12 protein-coding genes, 1 tRNA gene and 1 pseudogene are annotated in these 15,708 nt (G+C 45.1%); all 14 read right to left on the bottom strand.

Going from position 1 to position 15,708, the window contains the following annotated elements; genetic code table 11:
* The coding region (locus tag H3T84_RS11525; RefSeq protein WP_002252039.1) for a GTP-binding protein at positions 1-84 on the bottom strand (84 nt) is incomplete at its 3' end.
* Positions 85-167: 83 nt separating this feature from the next.
* Positions 168-2,270: an elongation factor G gene (gene fusA, locus H3T84_RS11520; RefSeq protein WP_198219210.1), complete on the bottom strand. Its 2,103-nt coding sequence runs from the start codon at positions 2,268-2,270 to the stop codon at positions 168-170.
* 18 nt (positions 2,271-2,288) lie between these two features.
* Positions 2,289-2,759 (bottom strand): 30S ribosomal protein S7, encoded by a 471-nt coding sequence (gene rpsG / locus H3T84_RS11515; protein WP_037476193.1) that lies wholly within the window; start codon positions 2,757-2,759, stop codon positions 2,289-2,291.
* 92 nt (positions 2,760-2,851) lie between these two features.
* Complete coding sequence (gene rpsL, locus H3T84_RS11510) at positions 2,852-3,223, bottom strand: 30S ribosomal protein S12 (protein ID WP_025329900.1); 372 nt, start codon at positions 3,221-3,223, stop codon at positions 2,852-2,854.
* 202 nt (positions 3,224-3,425) lie between these two features.
* On the bottom strand, positions 3,426-7,601 hold the full coding sequence (rpoC, locus tag H3T84_RS11505; RefSeq protein ID WP_198219208.1) for a DNA-directed RNA polymerase subunit beta': 4,176 nt from the start codon (positions 7,599-7,601) through the stop codon (positions 3,426-3,428).
* A 60-nt stretch (positions 7,602-7,661) separates the two neighbouring features.
* Positions 7,662-11,843, bottom strand: coding sequence for a DNA-directed RNA polymerase subunit beta (rpoB, locus tag H3T84_RS11500; protein WP_198219206.1), 4,182 nt, complete (start codon positions 11,841-11,843; stop codon positions 7,662-7,664).
* A 186-nt stretch (positions 11,844-12,029) separates the two neighbouring features.
* On the bottom strand, positions 12,030-12,401 hold the full coding sequence (gene rplL, locus H3T84_RS11495; RefSeq protein ID WP_198219204.1) for a 50S ribosomal protein L7/L12: 372 nt from the start codon (positions 12,399-12,401) through the stop codon (positions 12,030-12,032).
* 54 nt (positions 12,402-12,455) lie between these two features.
* On the bottom strand, positions 12,456-12,956 hold the full coding sequence (rplJ, locus tag H3T84_RS11490) for a 50S ribosomal protein L10 (RefSeq protein WP_025329896.1): 501 nt from the start codon (positions 12,954-12,956) through the stop codon (positions 12,456-12,458).
* Between the two features lie 278 nt (positions 12,957-13,234).
* Positions 13,235-13,930 (bottom strand): 50S ribosomal protein L1, encoded by a 696-nt coding sequence (rplA, locus tag H3T84_RS11485; RefSeq protein ID WP_037476187.1) that lies wholly within the window; start codon positions 13,928-13,930, stop codon positions 13,235-13,237.
* Complete coding sequence (gene rplK / locus H3T84_RS11480; RefSeq protein WP_037476186.1) at positions 13,931-14,362, bottom strand: 50S ribosomal protein L11; 432 nt, start codon at positions 14,360-14,362, stop codon at positions 13,931-13,933. It abuts the gene before it with no gap.
* 126 nt (positions 14,363-14,488) lie between these two features.
* A complete protein-coding gene (gene nusG / locus H3T84_RS11475; protein ID WP_025329893.1) occupies positions 14,489-15,022 on the bottom strand; it encodes a transcription termination/antitermination protein NusG in 534 nt (177 codons plus the stop codon).
* A 2-nt stretch (positions 15,023-15,024) separates the two neighbouring features.
* Positions 15,025-15,477: a preprotein translocase subunit SecE gene (gene secE, locus H3T84_RS11470; RefSeq protein WP_198219202.1), complete on the bottom strand. Its 453-nt coding sequence runs from the start codon at positions 15,475-15,477 to the stop codon at positions 15,025-15,027.
* Positions 15,478-15,539: 62 nt separating this feature from the next.
* Positions 15,540-15,615, bottom strand: a tRNA-Trp gene (locus H3T84_RS11465).
* 8 nt (positions 15,616-15,623) lie between these two features.
* Positions 15,624-15,708, bottom strand: a pseudogene (locus tag H3T84_RS11460) (elongation factor Tu); the annotation flags it as partial.

Below are 15,708 nucleotides of genomic sequence, written 5' to 3'. Positions count from 1 at the left end.
CAAAGTGGTTTTACCATGGTCAACGTGACCAATGGTGCCAACGTTTACGTGCGGTTTGCTCCGCTCGAATTTTTCTTTAGCCATGAGCTAAGTTTCCTTGAATAAAGATCATTAAAGAACGATGATAACCTGAAAGTACAGGTACTTTCAGGTTATCGGTAAATAAGTTAGCCTTTACGTGCAGCAATTACCTGCTCGGCTACATTATTTGGTGCTTCAGCGTATTTCTTGAACTCCATGGAGTAAGTAGCACGCCCCTGAGTAGCAGAGCGCAGGTCGGTTGAATAACCGAACATTTCTGCCAGTGGTACTTCGGCACGAACTTTCTTGCCGCCAATACCATCATCATCCATACCCAGCACGATGCCACGACGACGATTCAAGTCGCCCATTACATCACCCATGTAGTCTTCCGGTGTTTCTACTTCAACCGCCATGATAGGTTCCAGCAATGCCGGAGAAGCTTTGCGCATACCGTCTTTGAATGCCATAGAACCGGCTAATTCAAACGCGATTTGCGAAGAGTCCACATCATGGTATGAACCGAAAGTCAGGCGCACACGGATATCCACAACCGGATAACCAGCCAGAATACCATTGGTCATGGTATCACGAATACCTTTATCCACAGACGGAATAAATTCACGTGGAATCACACCACCTTTAATTTCGTCGATGAATTCGTAGTTTACACCACCCGGTTCCAGAGGTTCCATAGTGATCACTACATGACCATACTGACCTTTACCACCAGACTGTTTCACGTATTTGGCTTCGGATTCCACTGATTTACGGATGGTTTCACGATAAGCTACCTGTGGTGCACCCACGTTGGCTTCTACACCAAATTCACGTTTCATACGGTCTACAATAATTTCCAGATGCAATTCACCCATACCGGAAATAATAGTCTGACCAGATTCTTCATCTGTTTTCACACGGAAAGACGGGTCTTCTTTAGCCAGACGGTTCAGAGCCAGACCCATTTTTTCCTGGTCAGCTTTAGTTTTTGGTTCAACTGCTACGTGGATAACCGGTTCCGGGAATTCCATACGTTCCAGAATAATCGGAGCGTCAGTATCACACAGCGTTTCACCAGTAGTTACATCTTTCAGACCAATTACAGCTGCAATGTCACCAGCACGTACTTCTTCGATTTCATCACGATCATTGGCTTTCATCTGTACCAGACGACCAATACGTTCTTTAGTGCCTTTAACAGAGTTCACTACAGTATCGCCAGATTTCACCACGCCAGAATACACGCGGATGAAAGTCAGCTGACCAACGTATTTATCGTTCATCAGTTTAAATGCCAACGCAGAGAATTTCTCATCGTCGCTAGCTTTACGGCTGTCTTTTTCACCATCCGTTTTTTCACCGGCTACTGGCGGAATGTCTGTCGGGCTTGGCAGATACTCAACCACAGCATCCAGCAGACGCTGTACACCTTTGTTCTTGAATGCTGAACCGCACAGTACCGGCTGAATTTCACCGGCCAGTGTACGTGCACGCAGGGCAGCAACGATTTCATCCTCGCTCAGCTCTTCACCACCAAGGTATTTTTCCATCAGTTCTTCGTTGACTTCTGCTGCAGCTTCAACCATTTTTTCGCGCCATTCTTCGGCAACGTCTTTCAGGTCAGCAGGAATATCAGCATACTCAAATTTCAAACCCTGAGTTGCATCATCCCATACGATAGCCTGCATCTTCAGCAAATCTACCACGCCTTCGAAACCGTCTTCAGCTCCTACCGGAATGACAACCGGTACCGGATTGGCACGCAGACGGGTCTGCATCTGTTCAACCACACGGAAGAAGTTGGCACCCTGACGGTCCATTTTATTTACAAAAGCCAGGCGAGGCACTTTGTATTTATTGGCCTGACGCCATACAGTTTCAGACTGAGGCTGTACACCACCCACAGCACAGTAAACCATTACCGCACCGTCCAGTACACGCATAGAACGCTCTACTTCAACGGTAAAGTCTACGTGTCCCGGGGTATCAATAATATTTAAACGGTGTTCTTTAAACTGACCTGCCATACCTTTCCAGAAGGTGGTAACAGCAGCAGAGGTAATGGTAATACCACGTTCCTGTTCCTGCTCCATCCAGTCGGTGGTGGCTGCACCATCATGTACTTCACCCAGTTTGTGAGTCATACCGGTGTAAAACAGAATACGTTCTGAAGTGGTGGTTTTACCAGCATCAATATGTGCAGAAATACCGATATTGCGGTATTGCTCAATAGGGGTTTTACGAGCCACGATAATTGCCTTTCTGCATTAGAAGCGGAAGTGAGAGAAGGCTTTGTTGGCTTCAGCCATGCGATGTACTTCCTCACGTTTTTTCAATGCACCGCCGCGACCTTCGGCCGCATCAATTAATTCACCAGCCAGACGCAAATCCATGGATTTTTCACCGCGTTTACGAGCCGCGTCGCGTACCCAGCGCATGGCCAGAGCCAGACGGCGAGCAGGACGAACCTCAACAGGAACTTGATAGTTAGCACCACCAACACGACGGCTTTTTACTTCTAATACCGGTTTGGCATTGGCAATAGCTTCGTTAAACACTTCGATGGCTTCTTTGCCGGTTTTCTTTTCAATCTGTTCCAGAGCACCGTATACAATGCGTTCTGCTACAGATTTTTTACCGTCAATCATCAGCACATTCATGAATTTGGATAATTCGATACTGCCGAATTTCGGATCTGGCAATATGTCACGTTTTGGGACTTCTCTACGTCTTGGCATTTCAATTTCCTTAAACTATTCAGCTGGGCATAGCCCGCGAATATTTATGTAAATATTCACTTACTCGACAGATGATCTGCCGATGCGTCCGATTATTTAGGACGTTTAGCACCGTATTTAGAACGGGACTGCTTACGGTCTTTAACACCTGCGGTGTCCAGAGAACCGCGTACAGTATGGTAACGCACACCCGGCAAGTCTTTTACACGACCGCCGCGGATCAGTACCACGCTGTGTTCCTGCAGGTTATGGCCTTCACCGCCGATATATGAAATCACTTCATAACCGTTGGTCAGACGCACTTTGCATACTTTACGCAGCGCTGAGTTAGGTTTTTTCGGAGTAGTGGTGTATACACGGGTGCATACGCCACGTTTTTGAGGACAAGCCTCTAAAGCAGGTACTTTGTTGACGTAAACCGGAGCCTGACGTCCTTTACGTACCAATTGGTTGATAGTAGGCATATTTTCTCTTTATCCTGTTGAGTCAATATATGCCGGCACCATGCCGGCAAAACAGGTATTTTAACATTCCTGCTTTATTACGGTCAAGATAATCAAACTTTAAACGCTTTATATCTATTGAAAAAACAACTATATAAAACCATGTGCAAAACAAAACCGCTGAATGGCTTTCAGCGGTTTTGTTTACAACAGATATTAAAGCTTATTCGCTTTTCTCTGCAGCCTCAGCAGCCAACTGTTCCTGCCATTTCTGGCGGCGACTGCGATGGTAAGTCAGTCCAGTACCCGCCGGAATCAGACGACCAACAATTACGTTTTCTTTCAGGCCGCGCAAATCGTCACGTTTACCCATGATAGCCGCTTCAGTCAGCACACGGGTAGTTTCCTGGAAGGATGCAGCAGAAATAAACGAATCGGTAGACAATGATGCTTTTGTAATACCTAGCAATACATTGTCAAAGCGTACCGGTTCTTTACCTTCCGCCAGCAATTTCTCATTGGCAATCATTACATCACCGCGTTCAACTTGCTCACCAGTAATGAAGTGACTGTCACCGGCATCGGCAATATTTACCCGGCGCAGCATCTGGCGAATGATCACTTCGATATGTTTATCGGAAATCTTCACACCTTGCAGACGATACACTTCCTGTACTTCCTGCACGATATAACGAGCCAGCGCCTCAATACCCTGCAAGCGCAGAATATCATGCGGATCGACTGCACCATCTACAATCACTTCACCGCGATTCACCACCTGACCATCATGTACAAGTACCTGTTTTTCTTTGGAAATCAGGGTTTCATAAGCAACACCGTCTGCATCAGTAATAATCAGACGCTGTTTACCCTTGGTTTCCTTACCGAAAGAAACAGTACCGGTTACCTCAGCCAGCATACCCACATCTTTCGGAGTACGTGCTTCGAACAATTCAGCTACACGCGGCAGACCACCGGTAATATCGCGGGTTTTGGATGAAGCCTGAGGAATACGGGCTAGTACATCACCTTTACCCACTTCCTGTCCTTCTCGTACAGTAATCACCGCACCAACCGGGAAGGCCATGGAAACAGCAGTTTCGCTTCCTGCCATGCGAATTTCTTCGCCTTTGTCATCCAGCAGTTTTACTGTCGGACGCAACAGTTTAGACTGAGTAGAGGAACGGCGTTTACCATCAATAACTACCAGAGTAGACAAACCGGTAACATCATCGGTCTGTTTGGCTACAGTAACGCCTTCTTCAATATTTTCAAAGCGGACACGACCGGCAAACTCGGTAATCATCGGACGGGTGTGCGGATCCCATGTAGCCAGTGTCTGACCGGCTTTCACCACACCACCATCTTTTACCTGCAATAATGCACCGTAAGGTACTTTATGGCGTTCACGTTCACGACCAATATCGTCATGAATCACAATTTCGGATGAACGACCAATAACGACCAACTCACCTTTGTTATTGGCTACATAACGCATCTGGCTGGAGAAGCGAACCGTACCACCAGATTTAGCTTCTACCTGGCTGGCAGCAGCAGCTCGTGAAGCGGCACCACCAATGTGGAAGGTACGCATAGTCAGCTGAGTACCCGGCTCACCAATAGATTGAGCAGCAATCACACCAACAGATTCACCGGCATTGACCAGTTTACCGCGCGCCAGATCTCGGCCATAACATTTGGCACACAATCCATGGCGTGTTTTACAGGTAATCGGAGTACGTACTTTAACTTCATCGACACCAGAATTATCAATCAGATCAACCAGACCTTCGTTCAGCAGCGTACCTGCTTCAACTAAAGTTTCACCACTGGTCGGGTCAACTACATCTTCAGCAGTAACACGTCCCAGTACGCGATCACGTAATGATTCAATGATATCACCACCCTGTACCACTGCTTTCATCACAAAACCGTCGTTGGTACCACAATCATCTTCTACTACCACCAAGTCTTGTGTCACATCAACAAGACGACGAGTCAGATAACCGGAGTTAGCGGTTTTCAATGCCGTATCAGCCAGACCTTTACGGGCACCGTGAGTAGATATAAAGTACTGTAATACTGTTAGACCTTCGCGGAAGTTAGAAGTAATCGGTGTTTCAATAATGGAACCATCCGGTTTCGCCATCAAACCACGCATACCTGACAACTGCTTAATCTGAGCGGCAGAACCACGGGCACCGGAGTCAGCCATCATGTAAATTGAGTTAAATGACTCCTGATCAACCAGATTACCTTCGCGGTCAACTACTTTCTGAGTAGACAGATTATCCATCATCGCTTTGGCAATCTTGTCACCAGTACGGCCCCAGATATCGACTACTTTATTGTAACGTTCGCCATTGGTTACCAGACCCTGACGATACTGGTCTTCAATTTCTTTAACTTCAGCATTAGCCTCAGCCAGCAACTGTGGTTTACTTTCAGGCACCAGCATATCGTCAACACAGATTGAAATACCGGCACGAGTTGAGAATGCATAACCGGTATACATCAGATGGTCAGCAAAAATGACAGTATCACGCAATCCGCAGCGACGGAATGAAGCATTAATCAGCTTAGAAATTTCTTTTTTCTTCAGCGTTTTATTAATATGATCGAAAGACAAACCTTTTGGCAGAATTTCTGACAGCAGAGCACGACCGACTGTAGTTTCATAACGGTTAACTACCGGTACAAATTCGTCCTGACCATTTTTCACCCATTCACGCAAACGTACAGTAATTTTAGTACCCAGCTCTACCTGACGAGTCTGGTAAGCACGGTGTACTTCTTTTACATCAGCAAACAGGCTGCCTTCACCCTTACCATTAATTTTGTCGCGAGTCATATAATATAGACCCAATACGATATCCTGTGACGGTACGATAATTGGTTCACCATTGGCTGGTGACAATACATTATTCGAAGCCAGCATCAAGGTACGTGCTTCCATCTGTGCTTCCAGACTCAGTGGTACGTGCACAGCCATCTGGTCACCGTCAAAGTCGGCGTTAAATGCAGTACATACCAGCGGATGCAGCTGAATTGCCTTACCTTCAATCAGAATCGGCTCAAATGCCTGAATACCCAAACGGTGCAAGGTTGGTGCACGGTTGAGCAGAATCGGATGTTCACGAATAACATCTTCAAGAATATCCCATACAATCGGCTCTTCCTGTTCCACCATTTTTTTGGCTTTTTTGATGGTAGTTACGGTTGGATCTAACTGTTCAAGTTTATGGAAAATAAATGGTTTGAACAGTTCCAAAGCCATTTTTTTCGGCAAACCGCACTGATGCAGACGCAGGTACGGACCAACGGTAATCACAGAACGACCAGAATAATCGACACGTTTACCCAGCAGATTCTGACGGAAACGACCGCCCTTACCTTTAATCATATCTGCCAGTGATTTCAGCGGACGTTTATTAGCACCAGTCATGGCTTTACCACGACGACCATTATCCAGTAATGAGTCTACCGCTTCCTGTAACATACGTTTTTCATTGCGTACGATGATATCCGGCGCACGTAGTTCAAGCAGGCGTTTCAAACGGTTGTTACGATTAATGACGCGACGATACAGGTCATTCAAATCAGAAGTAGCAAAACGGCCGCCATCCAGCGGTACCAGCGGACGCAAATCCGGTGGCAGTACTGGCAACACATCCATAATCATCCATTCCAGTTTCATACCGGAACGCTGGAATGCTTCCAGAACTTTTAGTCGTTTAGCAATTTTCTTAATTTTTGTATCTGAACTGGTTGAATCCAGTTCCTGACGCAATACAGTAACCTCATGGGCAATATCCATGGCTCGCAGTAAATCGCGAATGCCTTCAGCACCCATTTTGGCTTCAAAATCGCCGCCAGACTCTTCATATTTGGTAATGTATTCTTCTTCACTAAGCAGCTGACGCGGCTGCAATGAAGTCAGCCCCGGATCAGTTACCACATAAGCTTCAAAATACAGAATACGTTCAATGTCACGCAAAGTCATATCTAATACCATACCCAGACGGGATGGCAAAGATTTCAAAAACCAGATATGCGCAACCGGTGCAGCCAGTTCGATATGTCCCATGCGCTCGCGGCGTACTTTGGACAAAGTTACTTCCACACCACATTTTTCACAGGTTACCCCGCGAAATTTTAGGCGTTTGTATTTACCACACAAACATTCATAATCTTTAATCGGGCCAAAAATCTTGGCACAAAACAAGCCGTCACGTTCCGGTTTAAAAGTACGGTAATTAATCGTTTCCGGTTTTTTTACTTCACCGTACGACCAAGAACGAATGGTATCCGGCGAAGCAATGCCGATTTTAATTGCGTCAAATTCTTCTTCGGCACTGGCATTTTGCAGCGGATTAAATAAGTCTGATAAAGCTTTCATATTTGCTCCTGACGATGCCGTATACAGTATGCCTCACACACTGTATACGACCGGTGTCGGTTAGTAACGTTCCAAATCCATATCCAGGCCTAAAGAGCGAATCTCTTTCAGTAACACATTGAATGATTCCGGCATGCCGGCGTCAATCTTGTACTCGCCTTTAACAATGTTTTCATACATTTTGGTACGACCAGTGACGTCATCTGATTTCACAGTCAACATTTCCTGCAGAGTATAGGCAGCACCATAAGCTTCCAGTGCCCAAACCTCCATTTCACCAAAACGCTGACCACCGAACTGAGCTTTACCACCCAGCGGCTGCTGAGTGACCAGACTGTACGGACCAGTAGAACGGGCATGCATTTTTTCATCAACCAGATGGTGCAATTTCAGATAATGCATTACCCCTACAGTCACCTTACGGTCAAAGGCTTCTCCGGTATGACCATCATACAGTGTCATCTGCGTACGGGTATCATTAAAGCCCAGTTTCTGAATTTCCGGATCATCCTCTGGATAAGCCAGTGCCAGCATATTTTTGATTTCGGATTCTTCCGCACCATCAAATACTGGTGTAGCTACAGTCATACCTTTACGCAAATGCTGAGCCAGATTGATGATTTCATCGTCATTAAATTGCGATAAATCCTCTTTCTTACCACTGCTGTTGTACACTTTCTCAAGGAAAGCACGAATATCATCAGCAGCACGTTTTTCTGTCAGCATACGATCAATACGCTCACCAATACCTTTGGCAGCCCAGCCCAGATGTACCTCCAGAATCTGACCAATATTCATACGGCTTGGTACACCGAGCGGATTCAGTACGATATCCACAGCACGTCCATCGGCCATGTAAGGCATGTCTTCAACCGGCAGAATGCGGGATACCACGCCTTTATTACCATGGCGGCCGGCCATTTTGTCACCGGCTTTCAGGCGACGTTTAATAGCAATAAACACCTTAACCATTTTCTGTACACCCGGCTGTAATTCATCGCCCTGTGTCAGTTTTTTCTTCTTGATTTCATACAGAGCATCTGATTCTTCATGCTTGGCCTGCAAACTTTCCTTAATCAGTTCCACCTGCTTCGCAATACTTTCATCACTCAGACGAATATCAAACCAGTCATGACGGCTTGGCAATGAAGCCAGATATTCTTTAGTAACTTCTGCGCCTTTAGCCAGCTTCAATGGTCCGCCATTGACTTTTTGTCCCAGTATCAGGCGTTCAGTACGGTCAAAAGCATCATCATTGAAAATGCGCAACTGATCAGTCAGATTCTGACGATAGCGTTTCAGTTCTGCATCGATAATCGCTTTAGCACGTTTATCGCGTTCAATACCTTCACGGGTAAATACCTGAACATCAATAACAGTACCACTCATGCCGGTAGGCATACGCAGTGAAGTATCTTTTACATCACTGGCTTTTTCACCAAAAATAGCACGCAACAGTTTTTCTTCTGGTGTAAGCTGAGTTTCACCTTTAGGTGTCACCTTGCCTACCAGTACATCACCGGCTTCTACTTCAGCACCAATGTAAACGATACCGGATTCATCCAGACGATTTTGCATACGCTCAGACAAATTCGGAATATCACGGGTAATTTCCTCGGCACCCAGTTTGGTATCACGGGATACCACATTCAATTCCTCAATATGAATTGAAGTATAACGATCACCGGCAACGACACGTTCTGAAATCAGAATTGAGTCTTCATAGTTATAACCATTCCATGGCATGAAGGCGATAGTCATATTTTGACCCAGTGCCAGCTCCCCTAAATCAGTAGAAGCACCATCCGCAATAACATCACCGCGCTGAATAACATCACCCTTCTGTACGGCAGGACGCTGATTAATATTGGTTGACTGGTTAGAACGGGTGAATTTCACCAGATTGTAAATATCCACACCCACTTCACCAGCAGTAGCCTCGTCATCATTAACACGTACTACGACACGGTTTGCATCCACATATTCCACAACACCGCCGCGACTGGCCGCAATAGCTGTAGCACTGTCAATAGCCACAGAGCGTTCAATACCGGTACCAACCAATGGTTTTTCAGCACGCAGGCAAGGTACTGCCTGACGTTGCATGTTGGCACCCATCAAAGCACGGTTGGCGTCATCATGCTCAAGGAACGGAATCAGTGAAGCCGCTACTGAAACCACCTGACCGGTAGCCACGTCCATATACTGTACGCGATCCGGCGTTGCCATTATGGTTTCACCTTTTTCACGGCAGGTTACCATATCACCGATAATCCGGCCGTCTTTATCCAGATCAGCATTCGCCTGAGCAATGACAAAGCGACCTTCTTCAATAGCTGACAAATAATCAATGTCATTAGTTACTTTACCGTCGACAACTCGGCGATAAGGTGTTTCCAGAAAACCGTATTTATTGGTACGGGCATAAACTGCCAGCGAATTAATCAAACCGATATTCGGACCTTCAGGTGTTTCAATCGGACATACACGACCGTAATGAGTCGGATGTACGTCACGCACTTCAAAGCCGGCACGCTCACGGGTCAGACCGCCAGGTCCCAATGCAGATACACGGCGTTTATGGGTGATTTCAGACAACGGATTAGTCTGATCCATAAACTGAGATAACTGACTGGAACCGAAAAACTCTTTGATTGCAGCAGAAACCGGTTTGGCATTAATCAGATCATGCGGCATCAGATTTTCTGATTCAGCCTGATTCAGGCGTTCTTTAACGGCGCGTTCTACACGTGACAGACCACTACGGAACTGGTTCTCAGCCAGCTCACCTACAGACCGTACGCGACGGTTACCCAAATGGTCAATATCATCTACTTCACCATGTCCGTTGCGCAATTCAACCAGTGTAGCAATCACGGATACAATATCCGGAATAGTCAGTACATGATTGCCTTCTTTATCAGCATTGGCAAAAGTTTGTGTCATCAGACGGCCATACCAGGACTCCTGCTGCGCTTCCAGCAATTTTTGCTGATAAGTACGGGTGTTGAATTTCATCCGGCCAACCCGTGACAAGTCATAGCTGTCTTCACTAAAGAACAGGCGATTAAACAATGCCTCAACAGCATCTTCGGTTGGCGGCTCACCCGGGCGCATCATGCGATAAATAGCAATACGTGCAGCCTGCTGACCTTCAATTTCATCAGTACGCAAAGTATTGGAAACATATCCGCCCTGATCCAGATCGTTGATATACAGCGTTGAAATTTCTTTGATTCCCTGTATATCAAACTGTGCCAGCAACTCTTCCGTGATTTCATCATTGGATTTAGCCAGTATTTCACCGGTATCCGGTACAACCACATCAGCAGCCAGTACCTTGCCAATCAGACTTTCCGGTTCAACTTCCAGCCATTTAATATCTGCAGCAATAATGTCACGGATATTCTTGGCATTAATTCGTTTGCCTTTTTGTACTAGTACTTTGCCGTCTTTATCTACCAGATCAAACTTGGCAGTTTCACCTCTCAGACGTGCCGGAATCAGATCAGTATGCACACCATCTTTAGACAGGTGGTAACTTTCACGGTCATAGAACATGTCCAGAATCTGTTCCGGTGTAAACCCAAGTGCTTTCAGTAAAATAGTTACTGGCATCTTACGACGACGGTCGATACGGAAGTACAGCAAATCTTTCGGGTCAAATTCAAAGTCAAGCCAGGATCCGCGGTAAGGAATAATCCGTGCTGAAAATAATAATTTACCAGATGAATGTGATTTACCTCTGTCATGCTCAAAGAATACACCCGGAGAACGGTGTAACTGTGAAACAATGACGCGTTCAGTACCGTTAATAATGAATGAACCACTGGGTGTCATCAACGGAATTTCACCCATATAAACTTCATTTTCACGAACTTCTTTAACCACATTAGGTTTGGATGACTCTTTGTCCAAAATTACCAGTCGGATACGCGCCCGCAACGGAGCTGCATAAGTAATACCACGCAGCTGACATTCCGGAATGTCAAACACTGGTTCACCTAATACATAATGAGTGAACTCAAGGCGGGCATAACCGTTATGACTGATAATCGGAAAAATAGACTGAAAAGCAGCCTGAAGACCAACATCAGCGCGCTGGTCGTAGGATGTTTCCATCTGTAAAAACTGTGTATAAGAATCCAACTGCGTAGCCAATAAAAACGGCACTTCTAATACATTCGCACGTTTGGCAAAGCTTTTACGGATACGTTTTTTTTCAGTAAAAGAGTAGGACATGAACAGTCTCCAGTAGGGAGGTTTGGCAAGTAAGGTTTTATAAATACTCAGATAACTGTTAAAACCAAAAAGTAAAATTAAGTAAATTATAGGCTTTTATGTAAATATTTATAAAATATCACTTAAGCTAGACAAGCGAAAGCAGGCTGGTAGCCTAAGCTACCAGCCTGTAAAACGCAACTGAAATTACTTGATTTCGACAGAAGCGCCGGCTTCTTCCAGTTGTTTTTTAATTTCGTCAGCTTCAGCCTGAAAAACACCTTCTTTAAGAGTTTTAGGTGCACCGTCAACCAGATCTTTAGCTTCTTTCAGACCCAAACCAGTGATAGCACGAACAACTTTAATCACGCCAACTTTCTGAGCACCGGCAGAAGTCAATACTACATCGAATTCAGTTTTTTCTTCGGCAGCCGCAGCACCACCGCTAGCACCACCAGCAACAGCCAAAGCAGCTGCAGATACACCAAATTTTTCTTCAAAAGCTTTAACCAGATCGTTTAATTCCATAACGGTCAGGTTACCAACTGCTTCCAGAATGTCTTCTTTAGTAATAGCCATGCTATTAAACTCCAATAATTGAGAATAAAAATTTAAATATAAATCAGATGAAATTTAGGCAGCTTCTTCGCCGGCTTTTTTCTCAGCCAAAGCAGCAAGTGCACGGGCAAAACCGGAAACAGGAGCTTGCATAATACCCAGCAATTTCGCGAGCAATTCGTCGCGGCTCGGAATAGAAGCAAGTTCTGCCACCTGAGCAACATCCAGCAGATCACCATTATATGAACCTGCTTTCAGCACAATTTTTTCATCTTTTTTCGAGAACTGGTGCAGTACTTTTGCAGCAGCAACCGGGTCTTCAGATACCGCATAAACCAACGGACCAACCATCTGATCAGCCAGAGCGGCAAATGATGTACCTTCAACAGCGCGACGGGCTAATGTGTTTTTCAACACATGCAGGTATACACCTGCTTTACGAGCATTGGCACGCAGTTCGGTCATACTGGCAACACTGATACCCCGATACTCGGCAATAACCATAGTTTGAGCGTTAGCAATGGCTGCTACGATTTCGGCTACGGCTGCTTGCTTGGTTTCAATATTGAGACTCAAGGTCTACCTCCCACTGTTTTTAATCAGAGCGATATGAATACCACTCCACCCAGCGCGGCAACCCAAAAAGACATCCGTAAGCAAGGCTTACACAAGATTATCCGGGACTACCGTCTGCGTAGGGTTATTTTTTTAAAATTTGTTTTACAACCACAAATTCCCTACGGTCTTGGACATCTACTTATTGCTAAGTAGCCCAACATATAAATGTAAAACATTTATATGAATTTTAATGGCAGTCTGATATAAGACCAAACTGCGGAATTCAAGGATACTTCTTAATTATTTACAGAAGCGCTGTCAACACACAAACCTGCACCCATCGTGCTGGATACGGCGATTCTGCGCAGATACTGACCTTTTGTTGCAGCAGGTTTAGCTTTAACAATGGCATCCAGTAATGCATTAAAGTTTTCACGCAGATCAGCGGCATCAAAAGAAGCACGACCAATAGTTGCATGTACGATACCAGCTCTATCTGTACGATACTGTACCTGACCTGCCTTCGCATTTTTAACAGCTTCAGCAACATTTGGCGTAACAGTACCCACTTTCGGGTTTGGCATTAAACCACGCGGACCCAGAATAGTACCTAGCTGACCTACTACACGCATAGCATCAGGAGATGCAATTACCACATCAAAGTTCAGGTTACCTGCTTTGACTTCAGCAGCCAGATCATCGAAACCAACCACATCAGCACCGGCTGCTTTGGCAGCTTCAGCATTAGCACCCTGAGTGAACACAGCTACACGTACAGTTTTACCAGTACCTTTAGGCAGCACTACAGAACCACGAACAAGCTGATCAGATTTACGTGCATCAATGCCCAAATTGAAAGATACATCAATAGATTCATCAAATTTGGCCGTAGCATTAGCTTTAACCAGATTCAGAGCATCATCAATAGCATATAATTTATTGGCTTCTACAGCAGCACGAATAGCCTGCATACGTTTTGAAAGCTTAGCCATTTACACACCCTCCACATCTAAACCCATTGAACGGGCACTACCGGCAATGGTGCGTACCGCTGCATCCAGATCAGCAGCAGTTAAATCAGGCTCTTTAGTCTTGGCGATTTCTTCCAATTGAGCACGAGTCACTTTACCCACTTTCTGGGTTAATGGATTTGAACTACCTTTTTGCAGACCAGCTGCTCTTTTCAGCAAAAAAGAAGCCGGCGGCGTTTGCATTACAAAGGTAAATGATTTATCTGCAAACGCAGTAATCACTACCGGAATCGGCAGACCCGGTTCAACATTCTGCGTAGCCGCATTAAAAGCTTTGCAGAATTCCATAAGATTCAGACCACGCTGACCCAGCGCCGGACCTATCGGAGGAGCCGGATTGGCTTTACCTGCAGGAACCTGCAGTTTGATATAACCTATAATTTTTTTTGCCATTTGATTTAAACTCCAAATAAACGGGTATGACGCAGCAAATGCCGCTCCCCAAAAGCAAGACCCGTGATTATAAAGAAAAATCCTTTTCCTTACAAGCACAGGCTAGTTTAAGTTGTATTATTGCAGTTAAATTTTCTCTACCTGAGAAAATTCCAGCTCAACCGGTGTTTCACGTCCAAATATCTGCACAGCAACGCGCAGTTTATTGCGTTCGTAATTGACTTCCTCTACAACACCATTAAAGTCTTTAAACGGACCTTCGTTTACCCGCACTTGCTGACCAACATCAAAGAGAACTTTTGGCTTCGGTTTTTCTACCCCACTTTGCACTTGATGCAAGATAGCATCCACTTCACGAGCTGAAATAGGCAACGGTTTATTAGCAGTTCCGCCAATAAAGCCCGTCACACGTGGTGTATTTTTAACTAAGTGCCATGAAGCATCGGTCATATCCATTTCTACCAGAACATAACCAGGGAAAAATTTACGTTCAGTAATACTGCGACGCCCGTTTTTTATGTCCACAACTTCTTCAACCGGTACCAGTATCTGACCAAAGTATTCACCCATTCCTTCACGCTCAATGCGTTCTTTTAAAGTCTTTTGTACATTTTTTTCAAAACCGGAATAAGCGTGAACAACATACCACTGTTTTGCCATGATCAGCTCCTCTTCATAAAGATGTCAAATAACAACCATGAAATCAGGCTGTCAACACCCCAAATAAATAACGACAAGACAGCAACAAATATCAGCACAAACAGGGTCATGCGCAATGCCTCATTACGCTCCGGCCAAACTACTTTTCTGGCTTCCGATACACAGTCACGCACATAGGCAGTAAGTTTGCGTCCACCCGTACTCCAAAAAAATACAATTACAATGGCTGCTACCACACCTACTAATGGAAATAAATAACGAATATAAAGTGGCAATTGCGCATCAAGAGCATAGAATGCCTGAATACCAGCGGCAACCAATATAGCAGAGAGAAAATATTTCAAGAAATCAAACCATTTATTACGTTTGACTTCCAACTCCTGCTGTTGTTTAGCTTCAGCTTTTAATTGTGCTTTGGTTTTGGCTCCTACATCTTTCGATGTTTTGTTGTCCATATAACCACCTTTTAATTAATACAAAAAAGACTAACCGACCATTGGCCGATTAGTCTGATTTTTGGCAGGCCAGGAGGGTCTCGAACCCCCAACCCTCGGTTTTGGAGACCGATACTCTACCAATTGAGCTACTGGCCTACAAAACTTTAAGCGATAACTTTAGCAACCACACCGGCACCAACTGTTCGGCCACCTTCACGAATCGCAAAGCGTAAGCCTTCTTCCATCGCA

The sequence above is a fragment of the Snodgrassella sp. M0110 genome, from assembly GCF_016101465.1.
Classification (GTDB): Bacteria; Pseudomonadota; Gammaproteobacteria; order Burkholderiales; family Neisseriaceae; genus Snodgrassella; species Snodgrassella alvi.
Note: the sequence above shows the minus strand (reverse complement) of the source record. Positions and strands in the feature narration are given on the sequence as shown.

Coding starts and splice junctions, on each gene's coding strand:
- rpsG (WP_037476193.1), bottom strand. CDS start 2,759: ATGCCAAGACGTAGAGAAGTCCCAAAACGTGACATATTGCCAGATCCG.
- rpsL (WP_025329900.1), bottom strand. CDS start 3,223: ATGCCTACTATCAACCAATTGGTACGTAAAGGACGTCAGGCTCCGGTT.
- rpoC (WP_198219208.1), bottom strand. CDS start 7,601: ATGAAAGCTTTATCAGACTTATTTAATCCGCTGCAAAATGCCAGTGCC.
- rpoB (WP_198219206.1), bottom strand. CDS start 11,843: ATGTCCTACTCTTTTACTGAAAAAAAACGTATCCGTAAAAGCTTTGCC.
- rplL (WP_198219204.1), bottom strand. CDS start 12,401: ATGGCTATTACTAAAGAAGACATTCTGGAAGCAGTTGGTAACCTGACC.
- rplA (WP_037476187.1), bottom strand. CDS start 13,930: ATGGCTAAGCTTTCAAAACGTATGCAGGCTATTCGTGCTGCTGTAGAA.
- rplK (WP_037476186.1), bottom strand. CDS start 14,362: ATGGCAAAAAAAATTATAGGTTATATCAAACTGCAGGTTCCTGCAGGT.
- nusG (WP_025329893.1), bottom strand. CDS start 15,022: ATGGCAAAACAGTGGTATGTTGTTCACGCTTATTCCGGTTTTGAAAAA.
- secE (WP_198219202.1), bottom strand. CDS start 15,477: ATGGACAACAAAACATCGAAAGATGTAGGAGCCAAAACCAAAGCACAA.